The sequence below is a fragment of the Cupriavidus numazuensis genome (genome assembly GCF_905397435.1).
GTDB lineage: Bacteria > Pseudomonadota > Gammaproteobacteria > Burkholderiales > Burkholderiaceae > Cupriavidus > Cupriavidus numazuensis.
This window is the reverse complement of the sequence record NZ_CAJPVI010000012.1, coordinates 42996-69788: the sequence shown is the minus strand read 5'-3', so window position 1 is coordinate 69788 and position 26793 is coordinate 42996. Positions and strand designations below refer to the sequence as shown.

25 protein-coding genes are annotated in these 26793 nt (G+C 64.5%); 10 read left to right on the top strand and 15 right to left on the bottom strand.

Translation table 11 applies throughout. The features are described from left to right. Nucleotides 1-85: 85 nt before the first annotated feature. The gene (locus tag KHO41_RS11700; RefSeq protein WP_211953449.1) at nucleotides 86-1054 is read left to right on the top strand and encodes a LysR family transcriptional regulator; all 969 of its coding nucleotides are present in this window, start codon (nucleotides 86-88) and stop codon (nucleotides 1052-1054) included. Between the two features lie 13 nt (nucleotides 1055-1067). Here KHO41_RS11700 and KHO41_RS11695 read toward each other — a convergent pair whose 3' ends face one another. After that, nucleotides 1068-2003: a LysR family transcriptional regulator gene (locus KHO41_RS11695; RefSeq protein WP_211953448.1), complete on the bottom strand. Its 936-nt coding sequence runs from the start codon at nucleotides 2001-2003 to the stop codon at nucleotides 1068-1070. Nucleotides 2004-2112: 109 nt separating this feature from the next. Between KHO41_RS11695 and KHO41_RS11690 the strand changes: the two genes are divergently transcribed. Next, nucleotides 2113-3468 carry an aspartate aminotransferase family protein gene (locus tag KHO41_RS11690; RefSeq protein WP_211953447.1) on the top strand — a complete coding sequence of 452 codons (1356 nt, stop codon included), beginning with the start codon at nucleotides 2113-2115 and terminating at the stop codon, nucleotides 3466-3468. 76 nt (nucleotides 3469-3544) lie between these two features. On the opposite strand, the gene alr is transcribed toward KHO41_RS11690, so the two are convergent. After that, nucleotides 3545-4645 carry an alanine racemase gene (gene alr / locus KHO41_RS11685; protein ID WP_211953446.1) on the bottom strand — a complete coding sequence of 367 codons (1101 nt, stop codon included), beginning with the start codon at nucleotides 4643-4645 and terminating at the stop codon, nucleotides 3545-3547. A 364-nt stretch (nucleotides 4646-5009) separates the two neighbouring features. Here alr and KHO41_RS11680 point away from each other — a divergent pair, with 364 nt between their 5' ends. Next, on the top strand, nucleotides 5010-5519 hold the full coding sequence (locus KHO41_RS11680; RefSeq protein ID WP_211953445.1) for a hypothetical protein: 510 nt from the start codon (nucleotides 5010-5012) through the stop codon (nucleotides 5517-5519). 28 nt (nucleotides 5520-5547) lie between these two features. On the opposite strand, the gene KHO41_RS11675 is transcribed toward KHO41_RS11680, so the two are convergent. The 3 genes from KHO41_RS11675 to dnaE all read right to left on the bottom strand — a co-directional run bounded on the left by KHO41_RS11675 (nucleotide 5548) and on the right by dnaE (nucleotide 11734). After that, the gene (locus KHO41_RS11675; protein WP_211953444.1) at nucleotides 5548-6138 is read right to left on the bottom strand and encodes a peroxidase-related enzyme; all 591 of its coding nucleotides are present in this window, start codon (nucleotides 6136-6138) and stop codon (nucleotides 5548-5550) included. Between the two features lie 80 nt (nucleotides 6139-6218). Further along, entirely contained in the window at nucleotides 6219-7928 is a 1710-nt protein-coding gene (gene msbA, locus KHO41_RS11670; RefSeq protein ID WP_244873805.1) for a lipid A export permease/ATP-binding protein MsbA, read from the bottom strand. A gap of 287 nt (nucleotides 7929-8215) precedes the next feature. Next, on the bottom strand, nucleotides 8216-11734 hold the full coding sequence (gene dnaE, locus KHO41_RS11665; protein WP_211953442.1) for a DNA polymerase III subunit alpha: 3519 nt from the start codon (nucleotides 11732-11734) through the stop codon (nucleotides 8216-8218). Nucleotides 11735-11917: 183 nt separating this feature from the next. Here dnaE and KHO41_RS11660 point away from each other — a divergent pair, with 183 nt between their 5' ends. Then, nucleotides 11918-12766, top strand: coding sequence for a sulfurtransferase (locus tag KHO41_RS11660; protein WP_211953441.1), 849 nt, complete (start codon nucleotides 11918-11920; stop codon nucleotides 12764-12766). A gap of 11 nt (nucleotides 12767-12777) precedes the next feature. Here the strand turns inward: KHO41_RS11660 and KHO41_RS11655 are convergent, their stop codons facing one another. The 5 genes from KHO41_RS11655 to rpsP form a co-directional block, all read right to left on the bottom strand. Further along, entirely contained in the window at nucleotides 12778-13458 is a 681-nt protein-coding gene (locus tag KHO41_RS11655; protein WP_211953440.1) for a CoA pyrophosphatase, read from the bottom strand. A 137-nt stretch (nucleotides 13459-13595) separates the two neighbouring features. Next, on the bottom strand, nucleotides 13596-13979 hold the full coding sequence (rplS, locus tag KHO41_RS11650; RefSeq protein ID WP_011298686.1) for a 50S ribosomal protein L19: 384 nt from the start codon (nucleotides 13977-13979) through the stop codon (nucleotides 13596-13598). Between the two features lie 74 nt (nucleotides 13980-14053). Continuing rightward, nucleotides 14054-14836 carry a tRNA (guanosine(37)-N1)-methyltransferase TrmD gene (gene trmD / locus KHO41_RS11645; RefSeq protein WP_211953439.1) on the bottom strand — a complete coding sequence of 261 codons (783 nt, stop codon included), beginning with the start codon at nucleotides 14834-14836 and terminating at the stop codon, nucleotides 14054-14056. A 34-nt stretch (nucleotides 14837-14870) separates the two neighbouring features. After that, nucleotides 14871-15536: a ribosome maturation factor RimM gene (gene rimM / locus KHO41_RS11640; RefSeq protein ID WP_211953438.1), complete on the bottom strand. Its 666-nt coding sequence runs from the start codon at nucleotides 15534-15536 to the stop codon at nucleotides 14871-14873. A 48-nt stretch (nucleotides 15537-15584) separates the two neighbouring features. After that, nucleotides 15585-15839 (bottom strand): 30S ribosomal protein S16, encoded by a 255-nt coding sequence (gene rpsP, locus KHO41_RS11635; protein WP_011298689.1) that lies wholly within the window; start codon nucleotides 15837-15839, stop codon nucleotides 15585-15587. A gap of 142 nt (nucleotides 15840-15981) precedes the next feature. Here rpsP and KHO41_RS11630 point away from each other — a divergent pair, with 142 nt between their 5' ends. The 5 genes from KHO41_RS11630 to KHO41_RS11610 all read left to right on the top strand — a co-directional run bounded on the left by KHO41_RS11630 (nucleotide 15982) and on the right by KHO41_RS11610 (nucleotide 19607). Further along, nucleotides 15982-17109: a PQQ-dependent sugar dehydrogenase gene (locus tag KHO41_RS11630; protein WP_211953437.1), complete on the top strand. Its 1128-nt coding sequence runs from the start codon at nucleotides 15982-15984 to the stop codon at nucleotides 17107-17109. 144 nt (nucleotides 17110-17253) lie between these two features. Then, nucleotides 17254-17658, top strand: a complete 405-nt coding sequence (locus tag KHO41_RS11625; RefSeq protein WP_211953436.1) for a hypothetical protein — start codon at nucleotides 17254-17256, stop codon at nucleotides 17656-17658. Between the two features lie 223 nt (nucleotides 17659-17881). Next, nucleotides 17882-18040 (top strand): hypothetical protein, encoded by a 159-nt coding sequence (locus KHO41_RS11620; RefSeq protein ID WP_211953435.1) that lies wholly within the window; start codon nucleotides 17882-17884, stop codon nucleotides 18038-18040. Between the two features lie 139 nt (nucleotides 18041-18179). After that, nucleotides 18180-18674 (top strand): NINE protein, encoded by a 495-nt coding sequence (locus KHO41_RS11615; RefSeq protein ID WP_211953434.1) that lies wholly within the window; start codon nucleotides 18180-18182, stop codon nucleotides 18672-18674. A gap of 24 nt (nucleotides 18675-18698) precedes the next feature. After that, nucleotides 18699-19607 carry a LysR family transcriptional regulator gene (locus KHO41_RS11610; protein WP_211953433.1) on the top strand — a complete coding sequence of 303 codons (909 nt, stop codon included), beginning with the start codon at nucleotides 18699-18701 and terminating at the stop codon, nucleotides 19605-19607. 335 nt (nucleotides 19608-19942) lie between these two features. Here KHO41_RS11610 and KHO41_RS11605 read toward each other — a convergent pair whose 3' ends face one another. After that, nucleotides 19943-21196 (bottom strand): PA0069 family radical SAM protein, encoded by a 1254-nt coding sequence (locus tag KHO41_RS11605; RefSeq protein WP_244873802.1) that lies wholly within the window; start codon nucleotides 21194-21196, stop codon nucleotides 19943-19945. Nucleotides 21197-21198: 2 nt separating this feature from the next. Continuing rightward, complete coding sequence (locus KHO41_RS11600; protein WP_211953432.1) at nucleotides 21199-21702, bottom strand: Lrp/AsnC ligand binding domain-containing protein; 504 nt, start codon at nucleotides 21700-21702, stop codon at nucleotides 21199-21201. Between the two features lie 110 nt (nucleotides 21703-21812). Between KHO41_RS11600 and KHO41_RS11595 the strand changes: the two genes are divergently transcribed. Further along, nucleotides 21813-23117 (top strand): D-amino acid dehydrogenase, encoded by a 1305-nt coding sequence (locus KHO41_RS11595; protein ID WP_211953431.1) that lies wholly within the window; start codon nucleotides 21813-21815, stop codon nucleotides 23115-23117. A 78-nt stretch (nucleotides 23118-23195) separates the two neighbouring features. Here KHO41_RS11595 and KHO41_RS11590 read toward each other — a convergent pair whose 3' ends face one another. The 3 genes from KHO41_RS11590 to KHO41_RS11580 all read right to left on the bottom strand — a co-directional run bounded on the left by KHO41_RS11590 (nucleotide 23196) and on the right by KHO41_RS11580 (nucleotide 26783). Next, the gene (locus tag KHO41_RS11590; protein WP_211953430.1) at nucleotides 23196-24980 is read right to left on the bottom strand and encodes an acyl-CoA dehydrogenase; all 1785 of its coding nucleotides are present in this window, start codon (nucleotides 24978-24980) and stop codon (nucleotides 23196-23198) included. A gap of 99 nt (nucleotides 24981-25079) precedes the next feature. Continuing rightward, nucleotides 25080-26015 carry an electron transfer flavoprotein subunit alpha/FixB family protein gene (locus tag KHO41_RS11585; protein ID WP_011298698.1) on the bottom strand — a complete coding sequence of 312 codons (936 nt, stop codon included), beginning with the start codon at nucleotides 26013-26015 and terminating at the stop codon, nucleotides 25080-25082. An 18-nt stretch (nucleotides 26016-26033) separates the two neighbouring features. Further along, complete coding sequence (locus KHO41_RS11580) at nucleotides 26034-26783, bottom strand: electron transfer flavoprotein subunit beta/FixA family protein (protein WP_011298699.1); 750 nt, start codon at nucleotides 26781-26783, stop codon at nucleotides 26034-26036. Nucleotides 26784-26793: the final 10 nt, after the last annotated feature.

Sequence of the window (26793 nt, the reverse complement as noted above, 5' to 3'; positions counted from 1 at the left end):
TTTATAGCCCGCCCCATTTTATTAATCAAATTTAGAGTTATTATTCTCTACATAATTTTGGCTTATGTATCGAAGGTAGCCCGCGATGTCGCGAAACAAACCGGAGGTGGTCCGCTTCCTCAATGACCGGCTGGACTGGAATCTGCTGCGGACCTTCCTGGTCATCATGCAGGAGCGCAGCGTGAGCCGCGCCGCGGCACGCTTGCACCTGACCCAGCCCGCGATCAGCCTGGCGCTCAAGCGGCTCGAAGAAACGCTCGGGCACTCGCTGATCCAGCGGCGCGGGCAGCAGTTCAAGCCGACGCCGGCAGGCGAAGAAGTGTTCCGCATCGCCGGCGAAATCTATGGCCACCTGTCGAAGCTCGAAACGGAACTGGCCGACAAGGGCGAGGACATCACGGGCTCGGTCCGCGTGCTGAGCGTGAGCCGCATGGATTCCTGGGTCTACGACGAATACCTTGCCGAATTCCATCGCAGCTATCCGCGCGTCGACCTGCAGATCGAGGTCATGCGTTCGTCGGATATCGTCTCGTCACTGCTGCAGATGACGGCAACGGCCGGCCTCAGCGTATGCCGCACGCCGCAGGACAAGCTCGAGCAGCGATGCTTCCTGCGCCAGCGCTACGCGATCTTCTGCGGGCGGCATCACCCCTTGTTCGGTCGCCAGGGCCTGACGATGGCCGATCTGCTCGATCAGGACTTCGTGTCGTTCACGACCGAGCAATTGGGCGAAAGCCTGTCACCGATCAGTGTGTTCCGGGACGAGCATCGCTTCACGGGCCATACCATTGCGATCTCGTCGAGCCTCGACGAGGTACGGCGGCTGATCTTTGCCGGCTACGGCATCGGCTGCCTGCCCGAGCACATCGTGCGCGACGACCTGTTGCAGCAGCGCCTGTGGCGGTTGCCGCCCGACGAGGGCGTCGCCGATATCGACATTCAGCTGCTCTGGCACCGGGCGCGCAAGATGAACCCGGCCGAGCGGATGTTCCTGGAAGGCATGGAGCGCACCATGCAGCGCTATCCGGTTCAGGAGCGTCTGGGATCTCGCTAGCACTGCCTTGCAGTCAACGTGTCCTGTGAGCCTCGGTCAGGCATTCGTGGAACAGCAATGCGGCGCGCGCAGGCTCCGGTGAGCGCCGCAACAGCGACGTGAACCGGCACGCATAGCGGAAGCGCTTGGGCGCGACGGGCCGCATCAACTGCTGGCTTTCGAAGCTCGCCGCATAGTGGTCGGGCAGGAAGCCGAGATAGGCGCCCGAGAGGATCAGCGTCGCGATCGATTCCTGGTCGAATCCCGTCGCCTTGCGCGACAGCTTTTCGCGATGGGCCAGCTCCATGTTCGGCGAGTTGTAGCCGAGGCCGGCAAAGCGGTAATTGCGCATCTGGCGCCATGTCAGCCCGTCGTGCGACGCGGTGAACAGCGGATGGCCTGCTCCGCAGTAGAGCAGCATGGTCTCGTCAAACAGGCCACTGCTGAGGAAGCCGCGCGCAGGCCGGTAGACCGGTGCAATGCCGACATGGAAGCGCCCATCGATTACGCCCTGTTCCACCGCCACCAGCGACGCGACATGCAGGTTCAGCACCACCTCGGGCGCCACTTCCGAGAACCGCGCGATCGCATCGCCCAGCCGCGCGCGCGGGTTGGTGGCGGTCTTGTCGACCACCGCCACATTCAGTTCTCCACCAAGGCGCCCGTGAAGGTCATCGACGCTGCTGCGGAACGATTCGACCGATGCGAGCAGCCGCAGCGTCTGCTCGTAGATGCCGCTTCCTTCCGCCGTCAGTGCAAAGCCCGCGCGCCCGCGACGGCACAGCGTGAGGCCGAGGCGAGTCTCCAGGTCCTTGATATGTCGGCTGATCGTCGAGATGCCGATGTTCAGTTCGCGCTCGGCCGACGCCATGCCGCCGCACTCGACCACGGCCTTGAAGACGCGCAGCAGGCGCAGGTCCATATCGCTCATGAGCCCGAGCAGGGCACGGCGCTTTCCGGTTACTTGCATAAACGTACAAGTGAACGTTGATATTTGATCATTCAAAAGCCTATCGCCGATACCAATAATCCGCAACAGACCCACTCAGCCGCTTGCTGCGCGCCCTGCCATGACAACCATGCCCGTCTCAAACCCGCGTAATCTGCAGAACCCGGATGTCCGCCTCGACCCGGCCTGGCTCGATGCCCACTGGATGCCATTCACCGCCAACCGGAAATTCAAGGCCGATCCGCGCATGATCGTCGGAGCCAAGGGCGCGTATTACACCGACGTCGAGGGCCGCAAGATCTTCGACGGGTTGTCCGGTCTGTGGTGCACGGGTCTCGGCCATGCGCGGCCCGAGATCGTCGACACCGTGAGCCGGCAGATCGCGAAGCTCGACTATGCGCCGGCGTTCCAGTACGGGCACCCGCTGTCGTTCGAACTGGCCAACAAGCTGCGCGAGATGACGCCTGCCGGGCTCGACTATGTGTTCTTCACCGGTTCCGGTTCGGAAGCGGCCGACACCTCGCTCAAGATCGCACGGGCTTACTGGCGCACAAAGGGACAGGCCGGCAAGACTCGCCTGATTGGCCGCGAGAAGGCTTATCACGGCGTGAACTTCGGCGGGATCTCGGTCGGCGGCCTGGCTCCGAACCGCAAGCTGTTCGGCCAGGGCGTCGAGGCGGACTTCCTGCCGCACACGCACCTGGCGGAAAACGCCTTCACGCGCGGGCAGCCGCAAAGCGGCGCCGAGCTGGCGGACCGGCTGCTTGACCTGATTGCACTGCACGATGCGTCGACCATTGCAGCCGTGATCGTGGAGCCCTTCTCAGGCTCGGCCGGCGTGCTGGTGCCGCCGGCCGGCTATCTGCAGCGCCTGCGCGACATCTGCACCGCGCACGACATCCTGCTGATCTTCGACGAGGTCATCACCGGCTTTGGCCGCGTTGGCGCGACCACGGCCGCGGAGGCGTTCGGTGTGGTGCCGGACATCATGAACATCGCCAAGCAGGTGACCAATGGCACGCAACCGCTCGGCGCCGTGATTGCCAGCAAGGATATCTACGACACCTTCATGCAGGCCGGCGGCCCCGACTACATGCTCGAATTTCCGCATGGCTACACGTACTCTGCGCACCCCGTGGCATGCGCCGCCGCCATCGCCACGCTCAACGTGCTGCGCGACGAAGACATGGCCGGCCGCGTGCGTGCGCTCGCCCCGGTCTTCGAAGAGGCCGTGCATAGCCTGAAAGGCAGCCCGCACATCGTGGATATCCGCAATATCGGCCTCGCCGCCGGGTTCTCGATCGCGCATGCGCCGGGCGAACCCGCGCGCCGTCCGTACGAAATCGCGCAGCGCTGCTGGGAAAAGGGATTCTATGTGCGCTATGGCAGCGACACGATCCAGCTTGCGCCACCGTTCATTGCCGAGCCGCGCGAGATCGACGACCTCGTCAATGCGCTCGGGGAGGCGCTGCGGCAGACCGACTGAGTGACCAGTAACAGGCAACAACAGAACGGGGCACAGCAATCATGCTGTGCCCCGTTTCGTTGAATGCCGCTGTCGTTCACTCCGCCACGACCACCGGCACACGCGGCGCCACCGCGCACATCAGCTCATACCCGATCGTCCCCGCCGCTGCGGCAACATCGTCGATCGGAACATGCCGACCCCAGAGTTCGACCGGCGTGCCGACGTTGGCTTCAGAACACTCGCTGAGATCGACGGCCAGCATGTCCATCGATACGCGCCCGACCGTGCGCGTGATCCGGTCGCCCACGCGAACGGGCGCAAAGTGATCCGCATGCGACGAACTTGTACGCGGATAGCCGTCGGCATAGCCGCACGCGACGATGCCGATACGCTGGCGGCGCGTCGCCACGTAGTGCGACCCATAGCCGACCGATTGGCCGGGCAGCAGTTCTTGCACGCCAAGTATGCGGCTCGTGAGCGTCTGAGCGGCCTGCAGTCCGGTGCCGTTCAGGTCTGCCGCGCAGCCCGATGGCGCCGCGCCGTAAAGCATGATCCCGGCACGCACCCAATCCGCGTGGCAATCCGCGTGCCGCATGGTCGTCGCCGAATTGGCAATGGATATCTGACCGGGCAGACCACGTGTGACGGCATGGAATATCGCCGCCTGCTCGGCGACGCCCTTCTGAGTATCGGCGTCCGAGAAGTGGCTCATGTGGGTCACCGACTTCACTGCCGCGACGTCGCTCAGGCGGCACCAGGCTGCGCCGTACGCCTCGGGGGTAAAGCCGAGACGATTCATGCCGGAGTTCAGCTTCAGGCAGACGTCGAGCGACTGTGGCGGCAGCCGGCCATCGCGCGACGCGATCTCGAGCATGCGCAACTGCTCCTCGCCATGCACCGCCGTGGTCAGGCGCAGAGAAGCCAGCAGCGCGATGTCGCTTTCGTCGAAGAAGCCCTCGAGCAGCAGAATCGGTCCGGTCCAGCCGAGATCCCGCAACTGCGCCGCTTCATGCAGATCGAGCAGCGCGAAGCCATCCGCAGACGCGAGCGCTGAGTAGACCCGGGCGATGCCGTGCCCATAGGCATTGGCCTTGACGACGGCCCAGACTTTCGAGGCGGGAGCGAGACGCCGCGCTACGGCCAGATTGTTGGCGAGCGCAGCGCGATGAACGGTGACGGAGATGGGGCGTGGCATGTCTTTGTCGGGATAGCCGGAAAAAGCGTGGGCGAAGCGCGCAGTAGCCAGATCTCCGGAGGAATGACTGACGATTTATCCTGATCCGGCAACAGCGACTATCGTATCGACCTGCTTGAAGGCTTTGTTACTGAAATTCCCTCAGTTTTCAGTAACGTCTGCCAGAGCAGGCGATGTCTGGCGATCCGCCAAGGCCATGAACTCCGCATGCCCCAATTGGTTGGTGTTTCCACCTACGCGCGCAACAGCCCCGCTGCCCTACGCGTTTGCGGCGATCCGCTATAACTCAGTTAACGCCATCCGATCCGCAAGTCCCCGGGGCGGCAGTTCGCATGCCGCAGGCGTTCCGTAGTGAGGTACCCGCATGAAAGCCGCGAACCTGGCCCCCTGTTTGATGGCCATGCTCCTGTGCACTGCCTGCGAGCAGTTGCCGATCGCCCGTCAGGCTCCCCCGCCACTCCCGCCAGCACCAACTGCAGCAAAGCCCCCCGAGCAGCCCCGCCCCACACCGATTGCCGCGCACGATATCAGCCTGGCCGGCACATGCCGCCGCACCGAGGATGATGGCTTCCGCGAAGATGCGGTGATGCGCGTGGTCTCGAACGATGTGAAGACGCTGAAGTGGAAGCTGTGGGTATCGAAGCGCGGTACCTGCCAGTTCGACCTGGCGGACTTCAGGCAGGTCCAGAAAACGCCGCACATCGTGCTGGAAGCGACCGACGGCACCCAATGCAAGCTGCTGATCTGGCAGGACCCGCGACGCGTGACGCTCGCGCACGCCAATTGCCAGCAGCGCTGCACGCCTGGCATCTATGAGCAGGCGTGGCCGGTGCTGTTCAATCCGAGAAACGGAGACTGCGCCGAGATTCGCTGATTGCGCACCTCGGCGGGAAAGGACGCGCTTACTTGCTCTTGGGCACGCGGCCCATCAGGAAGAACTCGTCGTTCGGGCGCATGCCAATGGTATTGGCCATGCGGTTCGACAAGCCGAAGAAGGCCGTGATGGCGGCGATGTCCCAAGCGTCTTCGTCGGTGAAGCCGTGCTCGCGCAGCGCTTCGAAATCCGCCTCGTTGACCTCGTGCGAGGCCTTGCAGACCTTGAGTGCGAAATCGAGCATGGCGCGCTGGCGCGGCGGGATGTCGGCTTTGAGGTAATTCACCGCGACCTGGTCAGCGACCAGGGGCTTCTTTTCGTAGATACGCAGGATCGCGCCATGCGCGACCACGCAATACAGGCACTGGTTGGCCGCCGACGTGGCGACCACGATCATCTCGCGCTCGCCCTTGGTCAGACCACCGTCCTTGAGCATCAGCGCGTCGTGATACGCAAAGAACGCACGAAACTCGTCGGGACGATGCGCCAGCGTCAGGAAGACGTTGGGCGCGAAGCCGGCCTTGTCCTGGACTTCCAGGATGCGCTGCCGGATGTCGTCGGGCAGCGCCGCCAGTTCGGGAACGGGGTAACGGCTGATGGGATGGGCCGGGCTGGTCATGGCTGTCTCACTCACGTCGTTGTTGTCGCCTCATTGTAACGAAGGCGCAACCCGCGAGCCGGCAGCCGCCCGGCAGGGAATCAGTGCGTGGCGAACTGGATCCGGTGCAGGCCCGCGTAAAGGCCGTTGGCAGCCAGCAGTTCCTCGTGGGTGCCATGCTCGGCCACGCGGCCATGGTCGAGTACGACGATACGGTCGGCGTTCTCGATCGTCGACAGGCGGTGCGCGATCACCAGCGTCGTGCGGCCAACCATCAGTGCTTCGAGCGCGGCCTGCACCTGGCGTTCGGATTCCGAATCGAGCGCCGAAGTCGCCTCGTCCAGGATCAGGATCGGTGCGTCCTTGTAGATCGCGCGCGCAATCGCCAGACGCTGGCGCTGGCCGCCGGAAAGCTTCATGCCGTTATCGCCGATATTCGTGTTGACGCCTTCGGGCAGGTTCTTCACGACATCGGTCAGATAGGCGGCCTGCAGCGCACGTTCCACGCGAGCCATGTCGATCTCGTCTTCCGAACGGGCGCCGTAGGCCACGTTGGCGGCAACGGTGTCGTTGAACAGCACCACGTCCTGGCTCACGAAGGCGATCTGGTTGCGCAGTTCGCGCAGCGCGATATCGCCAATGGCATGGCCATCGAGCAGGATGCGGCCATCGGTCGGATCGAAGAAGCGCGGCACCAGGTTGACCAGCGTGGTCTTGCCGCTGCCCGACGGACCGACCAGCGCCACCACCTCGCCGGCGGGTACGCGGATATCGATGCCTTCCAGCGCCGGCCGAGTGCCTTCGCCGTAGCGGAAGCCCACGCCTTCGAACACGAGATCGCCCTTGGCACGTTCGATGCGCACGCCACCGTCCTGCGGCTCGACCGGCTCGTCGATCAGCCGGAAGATCAGCTCGGCCGCAGTCAGGCCGCGCGTGAGCGGCTGGTTGATGTCGGTCAGGTGCTTGAGCGGCGAGATCAGCAGCAGCATGGCCATCACGAAACCGGTGAAGCCACCGATCGTGGTCTGGTTGCCCTGCGCCTGGATCATAGCGATGGTGATGATGACCGACAGCGCAAGCGCGGCCAGGAATGCCGTCACGGGCTGGTTCAGGCCACCGGCGACGGCCATGCGCATCGAGTAGTTCTTGAGCCGCTCCGCCATGTTGCGGAAGCGGTTCATCTCGTAAGCCTCGCCGCCGTGCAGCTTCACGACCTTGAAGCCACCGGCTGCCTCTTCGACCACGTACGCGGCGCTGTTGGTCAGCGTCTGGTGATCGCGGTTGAGGCGGCGCAGGCGCCGGTTGATCTTCGACATCAGGTAGCCGATCACGGGCAGGATCACCGACACGATCAGCGTCAGGCGCCAGTTCGTGTAGAACAGGTAGATCAGCAGCGCGACCACGGTCAGCGAGTCCCGCACCAGCGTGATGAACACGCTCGTCAGGATCGACAGCACCTGGTTGACTTCGAAGATGACCGCGTTGATCAGCGACGCCGCAGTATTGCGGTGATAAAAGTGAGCCGGCGCGTGCAGCATGCGTTCGAACATCTGCATGCGCATCTTCAGCAGCACGCGGTTCGAGATCAGGCTGAGCAGGTAGCCGGACGCGAACTGGGCCACGCCGCGGATCAGCGCCACGCCGGTGAGGATCGCCGGCACATGCCAGAGCTTGCCGGCGTACTCGCCGCCAAAGCCCTTGTCGAGCAGGTCGTTAACGACCTTCGGGATCACGCCCTCGCTGGCCGCAACCACTGCCATGGTCAGGATGGCGGCAATGAAGATGCGCAGCTCGGGCCGCAGATAGCCCATCAGGCGCTTGCCTACCTTAACGTCGTGTCCGGCCGATTGTTCGGACTTAGCTGGATTACTCACTACCGCCCTTAATGTGAAAGATGCGACGCGCACCCGGGGGCGGGTGGCACGGAGATCGCCAAAGGATCACCGGAATATGCTGTCCGGCATGGCGAAAGCGCCACAATGGGGCGCAAAAAACGCAGCCATTGTAACCGCATTCGCCACCGCATTCCCCGGCACGGCAGGCGTGCCGGCATGCGTGGAAAGCACTGTGGCGCCGTACGTTGGCGCCACGTCCGGCCTCAGTACATCAGCTCGACGGCGTCGTTGCCGAGCCACTGCCGCAGTTCACCGAGCAGCGCTTCGTCCGGCTCCACGCGCCAGCTCGGGCCGAGATGGATCTCGCACGCGGCGCTCGGGTTGCGGTAGCGCACCAGCAGGCCAAGGCCTGCCGGACCTGCGTCGCGCGGCTTGGCACGGTACTGCGTAAGCACGGTGCGCAGGCGTTCCATGGTCGAATCTTCGGGCGCCAGCGCAATGCTCAGCGCGCTGGCATAGGCGCTGCGCGCCATGGCCAGATCCATCACGGACTCCGCCGTGAAGCGCACGCCGCCGGTGAAGGTGTCATGGCGCGCGTTGCCGGTCGCGATCAGCAGCTCGTCCTCGCGGAACATGTGCCGGTTGGCGTCGAAGAGTTCGTTGAAGACGGTCATCTCCACCAGGCCGGTGCCATCGTCGAGCTGCACGATGATCATCTTGCCGCGCTGCGTCATCTGCGTGCGCACGCCGGCGATCACGCCAGCGATGGTCTTGCCGCGCACGTCGCGGCCGAAGCCGCCGCCATTGCCCTGCACTTCCTTCTCGAGCCCGCCCAGCGTGCTTTTCACGAAGCGGCGTACCTCATCCCGGCACGCATCGAACAGGTGGCCGGAGAAGTAGTAACCCAGCGCCTGCTTTTCTTCCTGCAGCGTGCGCTTGGGCGTCCAGGCCGGTTCGTCGATCAGTTCGGGGCGATGTGCCTCGCCAGCGTCGTCCATCAAATCGAACAACGACACCTGGTTGGCCGACTCGGCCTTCTGGTCCGCCGCTTCCATGGCGATCGACACCGAAGCCAGCAACTGCGCGCGGTTGTTGTTCAGGCTGTCGAACGCGCCGGCGCGGATCAGTGCCTCGATCGTGCGGCGGTTCACCTGGCGGCGATCGACGCGCTCGCAGAAATCGAACAGATCCTTGAACGGCCGTTCTTCGCGCGCCCGCAGGATGTCTTCGATAGCGCCCTGCCCCGAGCCCTTGATGCCGCCCAGACCGTAGCGGATGGTCTTCGCATCGGTCGGTGCAAAGCGGTATTCGCTCGCGTTGACGTCCGGCGGCAGCACCGCGATCTTGTTGAGCTTGCAGTCCTCGTAGAGGATCTTGACCTTGTCGGTGTCGTCCATGGCCAGCGACATGTTGGCTGCCATGAATTCGGCCGGGTGGTGGGCCTTGAGCCACGCCGTGTAATACGCGAGCAGCGCATACGCGGCCGCGTGCGACTTGTTGAAGCCGTAGCCCGCGAACTTCTCCATCAGGTCGAAGATATCGTCGGCCTGCTCGGCGTTGAGCCCGTTCTTGTCGGCGCCTTCGCGGAACATCACGCGGTGCTGCGCCATCTCCTCGGGCTTCTTCTTGCCCATGGCACGACGCAACAGGTCGGCGCCACCGAGCGAGTAGCCGCCGATGATCTGCGCCATCTGCATCACCTGCTCCTGGTAGACCATGATGCCGTAGGTCTCTTTCAGGACAGGTTCGACGCGCGGATCGGGATACTCCACCTTCTCGCGGCCGTGCTTGCGCGCGCAGAAGCTCGGGATCAGGTCCATCGGGCCCGGGCGATACAACGCCACCAGCGCGATGATGTCCTCGAAGCGGTCAGGCTTCGCGTCCTTGAGCATGCCCTGCATGCCGCGGCTTTCCAGCTGGAACACGGCGACGGTGTTGGCCGTCTTGAGGATGTCGAACGCAGGGCCGTCGGCCAGCGGGATATGGCTGCAATTCCAGTCGGCCTTGCTCGGGTCCAGGCGGCGGATATAGCGCTCGGCCCAGTCGAGGATGGTCAGCGTGGTCAGGCCCAAGAAGTCGAACTTGACCAGGCCGGCGGCCTCTACGTCGTCCTTGTCGTACTGGCTGACGACGCCGCTCATGCCGTCGTTCTGGCCACCCTGCGTATAGAGCGGACAGAAATCGGTCAGGCGTCCCGGCGCGATCAGCACGCCGCCGGCGTGCATGCCGACGTTGCGGGTCATGCCTTCGACGCGCTGCGCCAGCTCCAGCAGCTGGCGTACTTCTTCCTCGTTGTTCTCGCGCTCGGTCAGCAGCGGCTCTTCCTTCTTGGCCTCTTCGATTGTGACGAGCTTGCCGGGCTTGAACGGGATCAGCTTGGCGATGCCATCGACGAAGCCGTAGCCGAGATCCAGTACGCGGCCCACGTCGCGCACCGCGGCCTTGGCCGCCATGGTGCCGAACGTGGCGATCTGCGATACCGCGTCCTTGCCGTATTTCTCTTTCACGTACGTGATCACGCGATCGCGGCCGTGCTGGCAGAAGTCGATATCGAAGTCAGGCATCGATACCCGTTCCGGATTCAGGAAACGCTCGAACAGCAGCGCGTACTTGAGCGGATCGAGATCGGTAATGCCGAGCGCATAGGCCACCAGCGAACCGGCGCCCGAACCCCGGCCCGGGCCGACCGGCACGCCGTTGTTCTTGGCCCAGTTGATAAAGTCCGCCACGATCAGGAAATAGCCCGGGAAGCCCATCTTGATGATGGTGCCGGTCTCGAACTCCAGCCGTGCGTAATATTCGGGCCGCTTCGCCTCGCGCTCCGCCTCGTTGGGGAACAGCACCACCATGCGTTTCTCGAGGCCGTCCTTGGCCATGAAGACCAGGTAGTCGTCGAGCGACATGCCATCGGGCGTTGGGAACAGCGGCAGGCGCGGCTTGCCGAGTTCCAGCGTCAGGTTGCAGCGGCGCGCGATTTCGACGGCGTTCTGCAGCGCGGACGGGATGTCGGCGAACAGCGCGCACATCTCGTCCTGCGTCTTGAAGTACTGGTCCGTGGTGAAGCGGCGCGTGCGGCGCGGGTTGGCAAGCAGTTCGCCTTCGGCGATGCAGACGCGCGCCTCGTGCGCGGTGAAGTCATCCGGTGTCATGAATTGCACCGGGTGCGTGGCCACCACCGGCAGCTGCATCTCGGCCGCCAGGTGCACGGCCTGTTGCACATAGGCGTCCGTGCCGGGGTGTCCGGCACGCTGCAGTTCGATGTAGAAGCGCTGCGGGAACACGGCCGCCCAGTGCGCGGCGGCGCGGCGGGCCGCGTCGACGTTGCCGTTGGCGAGTGCCATGCCGACATCGCCGCCCATCGCACCCGACAGCGCGATGAGTCCGGTAGCCAGCGGCGCACCGCCCTCGCCGGGCTCCTGGAGCCAGCCAGGCTCAATTTCGGCACGGCCGCGGTGCTGGTTCGTCAGCCATGCGCGCGACAGCAGCGTGCACAAGTTCAGGTAGCCGACGCGGTCCTGCACGAGCAGCAACAGCCGCGTGGGCTTGTCGCGGTCGTCTTCGTTGGCGAGCCAGACGTCGGCGCCGACCACGGGCTTGACGCCGCCGCCCCGCGCTTCCTTGTAGAAGCGGATCAGGCCGAAGGCGTTGGCGAGGTCGGTCAGTGCGAGAGCGCCCATGCCGTCAGACGCCGCAGCCTTGACGGCATCATCCAGGCGGACAATGCCGTCGACGACGGAATACTCGGAATGGACGCGGAGGTGTACGAAACGGGGGGCAGACATGGGCGACATTGTAGCGGCTCGGCATGGTGGCGGCCCGGTTATCGCACATCGCGGACGCACCGCGATAGCTGACGAGCGCGGTGGGAAATGCCGGCCAGCAGCATCCCGACGCGCTATAATTTCGCCTTTCCAATCAGGCAGTTATCACGCGCCTTCGCGCGTGCCGGCAGCGCGGCCCTTCCCATGCAGATCGTCAACATCTCCGCTTACAAGTTCGTCTCGCTCGACGACATCGAGACCTTGCGTCCGGAAATGCGCTCGCGCTGCGACGATCTCGACCTGAAGGGCACCATCCTGCTCGCGCCGGAGGGCATCAACATGTTCCTGGCCGGCCCGCGCGAAGCGATCGACGGGTTCATGGCCTGGCTGCATGCCGACGCCCGCTTTGCGGATATCGCCCCCAAGGAAAGCCTGTCGGACAACCAGCCCTTCAAGCGCATGCTGGTCCGCGCAAAGAAGGAAATCATCACGATGAAGCGCCCGCTGATTCGCCCCGAGGAAGGGCGTGCGCCGTCGGTGCGGCCGGTCGACCTCAAGCGCTGGCTCGACCAGGGCCACGATGATGAAGGCCGCCCGGTGGTGATGCTCGATACGCGCAACGATTTCGAAGTGGCGGTCGGGACGTTCGATAACGTGGTCGAGTACAACCTCACCAAGTTCAGCGAATTCCCCGACGTGATCGAAGCCCGCAAGGCGGAATTCGAGGGCAAGACCGTCGTGTCGTTCTGCACCGGCGGCATCCGCTGCGAGAAGGCCGCGATCCACATGCAGGAAGTCGGCATCGGCCACGTCTACCAGCTCGAAGGCGGCATTCTCAAGTATTTCGAGGAAGTCGGCGGCGATCATTACCGCGGCGATTGCTTCGTTTTCGACTATCGCACGGCACTCAATCCGAACCTGGAACCCGCTGGTCCGAAGCAGTGCTTCGCCTGCCGCGCAGTCGTGACGCCCGAGGAACAGCAAAGCCCGCAGTACGTGGTCGGCAAGAGCTGCCCGCATTGCGTCGGGCGGCACGATCAGGCAGCGGCCTGATCCACTGAGGATCAGGCGGCGAGCAGGTGGTAGAGGTTGCGCAGCATACCCGCCGTCGCACCCCAGATAAAGCGGTGTCCACCGTCTTCGCGCGGGTACGGCATCGCATAAAACATCCGTTCACCATCGACCCAGCGGAACAGCCTGCGTTCATGGTGCGAAGGATCCATCAGGAAGGCCAGCGGCACTTCGAAGACGTCGGCCACCTCTGAAGCATCTGGCTGCAGCGTGAAGCCGTCGCGGACGAGTCCTACTACCGGACTGACATGAAAGCCGGTGCCGGTGATGTAGTCCGGCAACGCGCCCAGCACTTCCACGTAGTCCCGCACCAGGCCGACCTCCTCCTCGGTTTCCCGCAAGGCCGTATCGATACGGTTGATGTCATAGCTTTCCTGTCGACCGCCGGGAAAGCTGATCTGACCCGCGTGCGCGCTCAGGTTGGCATTGCGCTCGGTGAGCAGCACGGTCAGGCCATCGCGGCGCTCGACGATCGGCACCAGCACCGCGGCATCGCGCAAGCCGCGGCTGCGGTCGTAGACGCGCGATTCATCGGTGAGTTCGGGTGCCCAGGCGGGCGGCAGCTGCAGCCGGTGGCGGATAAATTCCGACTGCAGACGCGGCGCGCTCAGGGCCGGGCGCTGCGTGTCGGTATCGATGACCGGAAGGGATTCGGGATCAAAGGCGGGGCGCATAACAGGCTCAAGTATGACAGATGCGCGCATTCCGGCAGCGCAGCAATCCTGCACAGTTGCCAAAACGCAAAAAGGGCACCTTGCGGTGCCCTTCCCGAGGAAACGTCCGGCCGGTAATCCCGGCCGGCATGTCCGGCTTACTGAGCAGCCTTGGCTGCCTTCGAAACCAGCTTTTCCTTGATACGTGCGGACTTGCCCGAGCGCTCGCGCAGGTAGTACAGCTTCGCACGACGCACGTCGCCGCGACGCTTCACTTCGATGCCGGCGATCAGCGGCGAGTACAGCTGGAACGTACGTTCCACGCCTTCACCCGACGAGATCTTGCGCACGATGAAGGACGAATTCAGGCCACGGTTACGCTTGGCGATCACCACGCCTTCGTAAGCCTGCACGCGCTTGCGGTTGCCTTCCACCACGTTCACGTTGACGATCACGGTGTCGCCAGGTGCGAATGCGGGGATGGTCTTGTTCGCGGTCAGACGCGCGATCTCTTCCTTCTCGATCTGCTCGATGATGTTCATCGTTTTTTCTCCGTAACCATCGTGCCAGCGTTGTATGCCCCAGGCATTGCCCGGGCCCCGGCAGAGGATGGGGTTTACCTGGCGGGAGACATCTCCCGCCCTTCTTTCACCAACCATTCCGACAAGAATTTCTCATCGGCACGTGTCAGCAAACCTTGCTTGCGAGCCGCCTCGATCAGATCGGGACGCTTTCTCGCAGTATTGGCCAACGCCTGCTGGCGCCGCCACTTTTCAATCTCGGCATGATGGCCACCGAGCAGGATCTCGGGTACCCGCACACCTTCGTACTCTTCGGGCCGCGTGTAATGCGGACAATCGAGCAGCCCGTTGACGAAACTGTCCTGCACCGCCGATTGCGCATCGCCCAGCACACCGGGCAGATGACGCACCACGGCATCGATCAGCGCCATGGCCGGCAATTCACCGCCGGACAGCACGAAATCGCCAAGGCTGATTTCCTCGTGCACGCGACGGTCGATCAGGCGCTGGTCGATGGCCTCATAGCGGCCACACAAGAGCACCAGACCGGGCCGCTGCGCCAGCGACATAACCTTTTCATGCGTCAGCGTCGCGCCCTGCGGCGACATCAGCACCACATGCGGCGCTTCCACGCCAGCCTGCGACTGCGCCGCCGAAGCGGCATCGATCGCATCGTCGAGCGGCCTGGGCAGCATGACCATGCCAGGACCACCGCCGTACGGACGATCATCGATCGTGCGGTAGTTGTCCGTGGTGAAATCGCGTGGATTCCACGTACGCAAGGCATACCGCTGCTGCTTGGCTGCCCGGCTGGTGATACCCCAGTCGGTCAGCGCGCGAAACATTTCGGGAAACAGCGTGATTACATCGAACTGCATCCGCCCTCCCCTCCGAACTGCCGGCTTCGGCAATTCAGTAGTCGAGCCCCCAGTCCACCACGATGCGCTTGCCCGCGGTGTCGACCGTGCGCAGGAACGCATCGACAAACGGAACCAGCCGTTCACCGGCCTTGCCGTCGGGCAATGCGTAAGCCACCTGCAGGATCTGGTGAGCCCCGTTATCGATCAGACCGGACACCTCGCCCAGCAACTCGCCTTGCTCGTTGCTGACAGTGCAGCCGATCAGGTCTACCCAGTAAAACTCATTCTCTTCCGGCGCGGGAAAGTCCGCACGCCGGATCCACACGCGACGGCCCTTGAGCGCTTCGGCCAGATTGCGGTCCGATACGCCGGTCGCCTGCGCAACCACAGTCCCACTGTGCTCGCGCGATTGCGCAACCCGGACGCAGACTGCCTGCGCGCGTGACGCTTCCGCCGTGGCTACGATGCCCGCCTGCGGCGGCGTGAGCAGCCACCACCGGCGCGCATGCAGCAATGCGGATGCGTCGTTGGCATGCGGCTCGACCTTGATCCAGCCACGGATGCCGTAGGCAGCACCGACATAGCCAACCTCCACCAGATCATCCGGCAGCGGATCGGCATACAGGAGCGTCGCCGGAAGCTTGGTCGCCTTCGGCGACTCGCCTTGGGGCCGGTTCAATGGCCTCGGCGCAGCGGCGCCCTGTTTTTGTTCAGTCACGTGTGCAATGAAAACGCGCCCCGCCAGGGGGCGCGTGACAAACTGCTATCAGGCAGCGGCCTTGGCGGCGTTCTGCTTGACCAGGCGAGCAACGGTCGGCGACAGTTGAGCGCCAACGCCTTGCCAGTAGGCCAGACGGTCAGCAACAACGCGCAGACCTTCTTCGCCTTCCGAAGCCAGCGGGTTGTAAAAGCCAACGCGCTCGATGAAGCGGCCATCGCGACGGTTGCGCGAATCGGTGGCGACGATGTTGAAGAACGGGCGCTTCTTGCTGCCGCCGCGAGCCAGACGGATGACGACCATGAGATGATTCCTCAGAAAACTTGGTGTTCGAACACGAAACGCAAGAGTATAGCCCAATTACCGTGGTCAAACAAACACTTAGGTGGTTGACGCGATGTTCGGGCGCGCGCATCGTGGCGAAATCGGCGACTGGGGGCAATCCATGGGAATCGTCCGGCACTTCATCGATCGCACCGCGCGCCTTGCGGCGCTGGTCGGCATCATCCTGCTGACCAGCCCCGGCGCGGCTCTCGCAGCACTGCCGCTGGCGCAGATCCAGTTGCCGCCGGGATTCCGCCTGGAAGTCCTCAGCGATGCCGTCCCCGGCGCCCGCGGCATGGCGCTGACACCGTCCGGCACGCTATTCGTCGGCTCGCGCTCGGAAGGCAAGGTCTATGCGCTGCCCGCGGCGCTCGGCGGCAATCCAGTGGTGCGCGTGGTGGCAAGCGGGCTGACCATGCCGGCCGGCGTGGCGTTCCGCGACGGCAGCCTCTATGCGTCGTCCACCTCCCGCATCGTCCGCCTCGACGACATCGAGGCACGGCTGAACAACCCGCCTGCGCCCGTCGTCGTGACCGACCGGTTCCCGAAAGAAACGACCCACGGCTGGAAATTCATCGCGTTCGGCCCGGACGGCTTCCTCTACGTGCCCGTCGGGGCGCCGTGCAATATCTGCGCGCCGGACGAGAACCGCTACGCCAACATCATGAAGATGAAGCCCGATGGCTCCGACCTTCAGGTGGTGGCCCGCGGCGTGCGAAATTCAGTCGGCTTCGACTGGCATCCGGCAACGCGCGAGCTGTGGTTCACGGACAACGGCCGTGACTATCTCGGCGATGACCAGCCCGACGACGAACTGAACCGCGTCACGCAGGCCGGCCAGCATTTCGGCTATCCGTTCTGCCACGCGGGCACCATCTCCGACCCCGAGTTCGGCAAGCGGCACGCGTGCTCCGAGTTCGTGCCACCGGTCGCAAAGCTCGGCGCCCACGTGGCTGCGCTCGGCATGCGCTTCTATACCGGCACGCAGTTCCCCCCTGACTACCGCAACAACGTCTTCATTGCCGAACACGGCAGCTGGAACCGCAGCGAGCGGGTTGGCTACCGCATCGTGCGCGTGACACTGGATGCCGACGGCAAAGCCGTGCGCCAGGATGTCTTTGCGCAAGGCTGGCTCCAGCATGGCACGCCGTGGGGACGCCCGGCCGATGTGCTGGTCGCTCCAGACGGTTCACTGCTTGTCAGCGACGACCTTGCCGGCGCCGTTTACCGAATACGCTACGCGCCCTGAAACCCGCTGCAGGGCCCGAAAAAAACGGGCGAAACAATCCGTTACACCGGTAACGCGATTGGCATAGGCGGGCCGATGCCCCATGCGTACCATGAACCCAACTTTGAAACTACTACGCTGCGCGTCAGGACCCTGGGATTCCGCATGTTCACCCGCTCACTCCTGCGCGACTTGGTGGCTGGCATCCTCGCAGCTGCGGGCTTGATCGGCGCCGTCGCCGCAAGTCATGCACAAGTCACGTTCTGGCCTCGCGTGAATGCCGAGGCCCGCGTCCCCCGCGTCCAAGCGGCGGGAGGCTGGCAGATGGCCAGCGTGCGCGCCGAGAGCCGTGACCACGTGCAGGCACAGATCGATCGCATGGAGGCGCGTGCGCGCGCCGATGACCGGCTGAGCGGCCGACCGAACGGCCCCAACGGGCCGAACGCCCGCGACGACAACCGTCCCCGCCAGACCGAACGCACCAGCCAGACCGAAGGCGCACGCAACGACAACCGGCCGACCAGCGTTGGACCGGGCTGGCAGGCGCGGGGCCGCGACGGCGGACGCTGAGCGCTGCGGAACTCGCCTCGTATATCGCTGTCTCTATCTCAGTGCGCCCCCAACGCGCGCACAGGCTGCTGCCCGACGCTGCCCGGATTCCCGCAGCGTACCGCCTTGTGCAGACGGCATACCAAACTGACCTGCCTCTGCCCGGCACCTCCCGCAGGGCCGGGATAAAACCCGCCGGGCGCAGCCTCCCAAGCAAAGACCCAGCAAATTGCCGAGGCCTGTCATGACCCGCCTGTTGAGCGACCTGGCTGAGCACGCCGGACAACTGTCGTTATCGATACTTTTCATGCTGTTATTAACGGTGGTCCTGTATGGCGAAACCCATATCAGCGAACACGCCAGCAACCTCTTCCATCACCTCTTCTCTTCCGGCTGGCGTTAGCTGGCCTCCGCGGTAAATCTCCTTCGCGCGAGCTGACGGGACGACGTCGTACAATGTGTCCCGGCTGGCACCTGTTGCCTGCCGAATCCCATTGACCGTTGCCGGCGCGCCCGCAGGCAACCCTTTGCCACGTTGCCCCATGCCCGCAGCCAGCCAAGCGCCTCAAGCATCCCGTTCGACCGCCATGCCGTCCGCGCGGTCCCGATCGAAGCTGCTGACGGTGGCGCTGGCGTTCCTGCTGGGCAGTCTCGGTGCGCACCGGTTCTATCTGGGCGGACTGCGCGACCAGTACGGATGGCTTCACCTGCTGGCCACGTTGGCCGGCGCGATCGGCGTTGCCTCGATGGTGACCGATTCCGGCTCGCCCGCGCTGAACTGGACCTTCGCCGTGGCCGGCGGCGCGTCGGTAATCAGCGCGTTCCTGGCCGCGATCGTCTACGGACTGCGGCCCGATGACAAATGGGATGCCCGCTTCAATCCCGGCGGCCCGCCCACGCGTTCGGGCTGGCCCGTGGTGATCCTGGTGATCCTGTCGTTGCTGATCGGCACGGGTCTGCTGATGGCCGGGCTGGCCATCAGCTTCCAGACCTTCTTCGAGTCGCAGGTCGAAGCGGCACGCGCGCTGTCGCAGTAGCCGTTCCTCCCACGCCGGGCAGCCATGTACTTCGACCTGCTCGACGTCGCGGTCTTTACGCGCGCGGCGGCGCTGGGCAACCTGTCTGCCGCCGCGCGCGACCTCCAGCTTTCCACGTCCACCGCGAGTGCTCGCCTGGCCAGGCTCGAACAAACCCTTGGCACGCGCCTGCTGCACCGGACCACGCGCCGGTTGTCACTGACCGCCGATGGCGAGCGCTTCATCGAGCATGCGCAGCAACTGCTGGCCACCGCCGAGGCCGCCGAACAATCGGTCGGAAAGGGAGCACAGGCACCCCATGGATTGCTGCGCGTCACCGCGCCAGCTTCGTTCGGGCGGCAGCATGTCTCGCCGGCCATCCCCGCTTTTCTCGAGACTTATCCTGAGATACGGCTCGACCTACGCCTGAGCGATCAGGTCGTGCCACTTGTCGACGCCAGCATCGACGTGGCGCTGCGCATGGGCGCGCTGCCGGACTCCTCGCTTGTGGCCCGCGCGCTTGCGCCAAGCCGCCGCGTGATCTGTGCGGCGCCCTCGTATCTCGACGCGCACGGCATCCCCAGGCATCCCGATGACCTGCACGCCCACAATTGCCTGATCCTCGGCGACCAGTCCGCGTGGCGCTTCGACACGCCGCTCGGCGAGACCGCGGTCACCGTGCATGGCAACCTGCGCGTGGACAATGGCGAAGTCATCCGCGATGCGCTGGTGGCAGGCATGGGCATCGCGCTCAAGTCGACCTGGGATGTGGGCGCCCTGCTGCGAAGCGGACAACTCGTGACCGTGCTAGACGAGTATCCGGTCCTGCCGGCCGTTTCCATCTGGGCGGTCTATCCGAGCCGCCATCTTGTTCCCGCCAAGACACGCGCCTTCGTCGATTTCTTTGCGGCACGCTTCGGCAATCCGCCCTACTGGGACCGGGACCGCACCTGAGACGCCACGCCACACGGAGCTGGCGCTTCTGGCAATGTCCAGTGCGATCCCCTTCCAACTTGTCCGCGCGCAAACCCCACCGATGTCAGGTTCCGCTTCCGTGCAAATCGCCCATACTGGAAGCACCCCGCTGGCTTCTGGCGGTAACCAGCCCGGCCGGCCATGACACCGACTGTGCAAAGGAGCAAGACTGACATGCCTACGTATGAAGAAGGACGCCTGGCGGCCATCGCAGTCAGGCTCGCGCTGTCTTCGGGCCTGCCTGCGGCCCGCGCGAGGGCCGCGCTCGAATTGGCAAGCAGCATGATCGGCGACCAGGAAGCGGCCGCCAGCAGTCAGAACAAGGTGCCTTGCGCGTCGTCCGCGACGGTCGTCCAGCTGGGCGGCACGCGGAACCGCGACGTATCAAGCTCGAATCGGTTGTAACGGTATCCCAGCCGGTCTGCCGCCTTGTAGAAGCGCTGGCGCATCAGGTCGGCCCACACCCCAGTCCCGCGCATGCGTGCGGCAAAGCTAGCGTCATAGGCCTTGCCCGCGCGCATGTCGCGCACACGGTTCATCACCCGCTCTGCACGGTCCGGAAAATGGGCCTGCAACCACTCCTCGAAGAGCGGGTGAACTTCCCACGGCAGCCTCAGCACGATGTAGTTGGCGTAGACCGCGCCAGCCTCGTGCGCGGCTTCGAGCACACGCTCCAGGTCGGGTTCGGTGATGAACGGAATCACCGGCGCAATGCTCACGCCGACCGGGATGCCCGCTTCCGTCAACGTCCGAATGGTGCGCAGCCGACGTGACGGCGTCGCCGCCCGTGGCTCGAGCGTCCGTGCGATGCCGGCATCGAGTGTGGTAATCGTCACGGCGGCCACGGCCAGCCCTTTGGACGCCATCGGCGCGAGCAGGTCGATGTCGCGCTCGATCAGCGACGATTTGGTGATCAGTGCGACGGGATGGTCGCAAGCACTGAGCACCTCAAGGATGCCGCGCGTCACCCGATGCTCGCGCTCGATCGGCTGGTAGGCATCGGTATTGACGCCCAGCGCGATCGTCTCGCATCGGTAGGAGGGCCGCATCAGCGCTTCCCGCAGCCGCTCGGCGGCGTTGGTCTTGGCATACAGCTTGGTCTCGAAATCGAGTCCCGGCGAGAGGTCGAGGTAGGCGTGCGTTGGCCGTGCAAAGCAATAGATGCAACCATGTTCGCAGCCGCGGTACGGATTCAGCGAGACGTCGAACGGGATATCCGGCGACGCGTTGCGCGTGAGGATGGAGCGCGCGCGCTCGATGGTGACCTCGGTGCGAAGCGGTGCGAGAGGCACCGCCTCGGCCGGGACGATCGGAATGACGGGCTTGGCAGCCTCTGCAGGATCGTCGGTTCCGGCACTCTCGTCGTCGTAGCTGGTCGCGCTCCAGCCGTCATCGAAAGGCTCACGCTGATCGCGCTCGTACCGGCCCTGGATATTGCTGACCGCGCCGCGCCCCTTGCGCGCCACCGGCGGACGAGGGCCGGCTGCGGTGCCAGTGTCATCGGCATCGCGTTCGCGTCGACTCTCCGGGTACGTATCGGGGGCGGAATCCGGCGGGGAACGTCTCATCGTCAAGCAGCTTGCGCCTTCTCCTCCACGGAAATGGCCAGCGTCTCCTTGATCTCTTCCATCACCACATAGCTCTTCGACTGCGCGGCGCCGGGCAACTGCAGCAGGATGTCGCCGAGCAGCCGCCGGTATTCGCCGATCTCCCGGATGCGCGCCTTGATCAGGTAGTCGAAATCGCCCGATACCAGGTGGCACTCGAGCACTTCGGGAATCCGCAGGACTTCACGGCGGAACTGCTCGAACATATTGCCCGACTTGTTCCCCAGCGAGATCTCCACGAACACCAGCAGCGCGCTGCCAAGCAGCGACGGATTGAGCCGTGCGTAGTAGCCCATGATGACACCATCGCGCTCCATGCGCTTAACGCGTTCGATGCATGGCGTGATGGTCAGCCCGACTGCCTCGGCCAGGTCCTTCATCGACATCCGGCCGTCCGCCTGCAGCAGCGCGAGTATCTTGCGGTCGAGCCGGTCAAGGGCGCGTACGGGCTGGCGACTCGTTCTCATGACTTATTCCTGTTTTCCTGAGAAATTCAATAACTATGACTGGATTAGTTTCAATAGTATAGACACAAATCCTTCAATACCCTGACATCCTGGTTAGGAGCCCCCGAAACATGCGCGTTCTCGTACTTGGCAGTGGCGTCATCGGCGTCACCAGTGCGTGGTATCTGGCCAAAGCCGGTCATGAAGTGACTGTTGTCGATCGCGAGGCCGGGCCCGCGCTTGGCACCAGCTTTGCCAATGCCGGACAGATCTCGCCCGGCTACGCGTCGCCATGGGCGGCTCCGGGCGTGCCTCTGAAGGCGATCAAGTGGATGTTCCAGGAACATGCCCCGCTGTCGATCCGCCCGGACGGGACCCTGTTCCAGCTCCAATGGATGTGGCAGATGCTGCAGAACTGCAGCGCCGAGCGCTACGCCGTCAACAAGGAGCGCATGGTGCGTCTGGCCGAATACAGCCGCGACTGCATCCGCGCGCTGCGCGCTGACACCGGCATTGCCTATGAAGGCCGCCAGCAAGGGACGCTGCAAGTCTTCCGCACGCAGGACCAGCTCGATGGTGCGGCCAAGGACATCGCCGTACTCGACGAAGCCGGCGTGCCCTACCAGTTGCTTTCGCGCGAAGAACTCGCCGCGAGCGAACCGGCGCTTGCCGCCGTCAGCCACAAGCTGACCGGAGGCCTGCGCCTGCCCAACGATGAAACCGGCGACTGCCAGCTGTTTACCCGACAGCTGGCAGCCATGGCCGAGGCGCTGGGCGTGAAATTCCAGTACAACCGCTCGATCAACAGCCTGATGACCCAGGGCGACGCCGTGACCGGCGCCGTAGTGGACGGCGAGCCAATGGCGGCCGACCTCGTCGTCGTGGCGCTCGGCAGCTGGTCGACGCAGCTCGTCAAGCCGTTCCTGCATGGCATGTCGAACCTGCCGGTCTATCCGCTCAAGGGCTTCTCGATCACGGTGCCGATGACCGACGCCGCGCGCAGCCCGGTGTCGACCGTGCTCGACGAAACCTACAAGGTGGCGATCACGCGTTTCGAGGATCGTATCCGCGTCGGCGGCATGGCGCAGATCGTCGGCTACGACCGCTCGCTCGATCCGGCCAAGCGCCGCACGCTCGAGCACGTCGTGACCGACCTGTTCCCGGGCGCCGGCGACGTCAGCGAGGCCACCTTCTGGACCGGCCTGCGCCCAATGACGCCGGATGGCACGCCCATAGTCGGCCCGACCCAGGTGCGCGGCCTGTGGCTGAACACGGGTCATGGCACGCTTGGCTGGACCATGGCCTGCGGTTCGGGCAAGCTGCTTTCCGATCTGGTATCGGGCCGCTCGCCCGCGATCCGCGCCGATGACCTGTCGGTCGGGCGCTATCTGAAGCCGCAGCGCATGCACGGCGTGCCGCGTCCCGCGACCGCCTGAACTTCCGGCGCTGCGCGCCGCACCAGCAAAAAGGGCGACCCAATGGGCCGCCCTTTTTATTTGCCGAGTACCGCCAGATCAGAACTGATCGGGCGAGACAGCATTCACCGGCGCGGCACCCGCGACGATGGCATCGCGCAGCGCGGACGCCTGCGACAGGATGTGCTCCGCAAAGAAGTGCGCCGTCGCGATCTTGGCGTCATGGAAGCCCGGATCTTCAGCACGCTTCGCGTCAGCCGCCAGCATCGCGCGGCCCAGCTGCCAGCCCGAGAACACGATGCCGCACAGTTTCAGGTACGGCACGCTGCCAGCAAAGACCGCGTTCGGGTCCGACTTGGCATTGGCAACCACGAACTCGACCACCGCTTCAAGCGCGGCACGACCCTTGGCCAGTTGCGCCTGCACGGCCGTGAACGCGGCACCGCCATGCTTGCCCAGCGCCGCTTCGGTTTCAGCAATGCTGGCGCAGATGGCACGCGCGACGGCACCGCCATCACGCACCGTCTTGCGGCCGACGAGGTCATTGGCCTGGATGGCCGTGGTGCCTTCGTAGATCGGCAGGATGCGTGCATCGCGATAGTGTTGGGCCGCGCCGGTTTCCTCGATAAAGCCCATGCCGCCATGCACCTGCACGCCCAGGCTTGTCACATCGATGGACAGCTCGGTGCTCCAGCCCTTCACGACCGGCACCAGGAACTCGTAGACCGCCTGGTTTTGCTTGCGCACGGCCTCGTCCGGATGGTTGTGTGCAGCATCGCAAATGCCTGCGGCCACGTATGCCACCGAACGCGCACCTTCAGTCAGGCCGCGCATCGTCATCAACATGCGTTTCACGTCGGGATGATGAATGATCGTCACCGCCTCGCGCGCGGAACCATCCACCGGGCGGCTCTGCACGCGTTCGCGCGCATAACCCACGGCCTGCTGGTAGGCGCGCTCCGAGACCGCGATGCCCTGCATGCCGACCGAGAAACGCGCCGAGTTCATCATGATGAACATGTACTCGAGGCCGCGATTCTCTTCGCCGACGAGCGTACCGATGGCACCGCCGTGGTCGCCGAACTGCAGCACCGCGGTCGGGCTGGCCTTGATGCCCAGCTTGTGCTCGATCGACACGCAATGTGCGTCGTTACGTGCGCCGAGGGAGCCGTCCGCATTGACGAGAAACTTCGGCACGATGAACAGCGAGATGCCCTTCACGCCTTCCGGTGCGTCCGGCGTACGCGCCAGCACGAGGTGGACGATGTTGTCCGCCATGTCGTGCTCGCCGTAGGTGATGAAGATCTTGGTGCCGAAGACCTTGTACGTGCCATCGCCCTGCGGCTCGGCGCGCGTGCGTACCGCGGCCAGGTCCGAACCGGCCTGCGGCTCGGTCAGGTTCATGGTGCCGGTCCACTCGCCAGAAATCAGCTTGGGCAGGAAGGTGGCCTTCTGTTCATCCGAACCGGCCGTCAGCAGCGCTTCGATGGCGCCGTCCGTCAGCAGCGGGCACAGCGCGAACGACAGGTTCGCGCTGTTCAGCATTTCGTTGCAGGCCGTGGCGATCAGCTTGGGCAGCCCCTGTCCCTCGAATTCCTGCGGATGCAGCACGCCTTGCCAGCCGCCTTCGCCGAACTGGCGGAATGCGTCCTTGAAACCAGGTGTTGTGGTGACCACGCCATCTTTCCAGCTGCTGGGGTCCAGGTCGCCCGCACGGTTCAGCGGCGCCACCACCTGCTCATTGAACTTGGCCGCCTCTTCCAGCACGGCCTGCGCCGTTTCCGGCGTGGCTTCCTCAAAGCCAGGCAACTGGCTCACGGCGTCCAGTCCGGCCAGCTCGTTCATCACGAACAGCATGTCCTTGAGCGGTGCGCGGTAGGTCATCGATGTCTCCAATCGTGTATAAAAAAGCCGTTCGCGGGACACGCCCGGAACGGCTTATGCAGCATCTCTGCAGGGCCGGCCACAAGGGCCGGCGATATATCAGCCCAGTGCCGCGACCAGCTCCGGCACCACGGTGTTCAGGTCACCAACCAGGCCGTAGTCAGCCACCGAGAAGATCGGGGCTTCAGCGTCCTTGTTGATGGCGACGATCACCTTGGAGTCCTTCATACCGGCCAAGTGCTGAATCGCGCCCGAGATACCGACGGCGATGTACAGCTGCGGCGCGACGATCTTGCCGGTCTGGCCGACCTGGTAGTCGTTCGGCACGAAGCCGGCATCGACTGCGGCGCGCGAAGCGCCCAGCGCGGCGCCCAGCTTGTCGGCCAGCGGCGTCAGCACCTTGGTGTAGTTCTCGCCCGAACCCACGCCACGGCCACCCGAGACGATGATCTTGGCAGCAGTCAGTTCCGGACGGTCGCTCTTGGCCACTTCGCGCGAAACGAATTGCGACACGCCTGCGTCGGCCACGGCCGGCAGGTTCTCGACAGCAGCCGAACCACCTTCAGCGGCAGCGGCGTCGAACGCGGTGCCACGCACGGTGATGACCTTGATCTTGTCCGAGGACTTCACGGTCGCGATGGCGTTGCCGGCGTAGATCGGGCGCTCGAATGTGTCCGGAGCGTCGACCTTCGAGATTTCCGAGATCTGGGCCACGTCCAGCTTGGCGGCCACGCGCGGCAGGATGTTCTTGCCGTACGGGGTAGCCGGAGCCAGGATGTGGCTGTAGTCGTTGGCGATCGCCAGGGCTTGCTCGGCGATGTTTTCGGCCAGGCCGTCGCCGAAGTAGGCGGCATCGGCCAGCAGGACCTTCGACACGCCGGCGATCTTCGCGGCTGCGGCAGCAGCGGCAGCGGCGTTGGCGCCAGCCACCAGCACGTGGACATCGCCGCCGCATTGGGCAGCTGCCGTCACCGTGTTCAGCGTGGCGGCCTTGATCGATTGATTGTCGTGTTCAGCAATGACGAGTGCAGTCATGTTCTATCTCCCCCGCGCTCAGATAACCTTGGCTTCGTTCTTCAGCTTCTGCACCAGCGTCGCAACGTCCGGCACCATCACACCTGCGCTGCGCTTGGCAGGCTCGACCACCTTCACGGTCGACAGGCGCGGCTTGACGTCCACGCCGAGGTCTTCCGGCTTGACGGTATCGAGCTGCTTCTTCTTGGCCTTCATGATGTTCGGCAGCGTGACGTAGCGCGGCTCGTTCAGGCGCAGGTCGGTCGTCACCACGGCCGGCAGCTTCAGCGACAGGGTTTCCAGGCCGCCGTCGACTTCACGGGTTACCGATGCCTTGCCATCAGCCACGACCACCTTCGAGGCGAAGGTCGCCTGCGGCAGGCCAGCCAGCGCGGCCACCATCTGGCCGGTCTGGTTCGAATCGTCATCGATGGCCTGCTTGCCAAGGATCACCAGTTGCGGTTGTTCCTTGTCGATCAGCGCCTTGAGCAGCTTGGCCACGGCCAGCGGCTGCAGGTCTTCGTTCGACTCCACCAGGATGCCACGGTCGGCGCCGATGGCCATGGCCGTGCGCAGGGTTTCCTGGCACTGGGCCACGCCGCACGACACGGCGATGACTTCGGTCACAACACCTGCTTCCTTCAGGCGGACGGCCTCTTCGACGGCGATTTCGTCGAAGGGGTTCATGCTCATCTTGACGTTGGCCAGATCCACGCCGGTGCCGTCGGCCTTGACACGCACCTTCACGTTGTAATCCACCACCCGCTTGACTGCGACGAGTACTTTCATGCGCTCACTC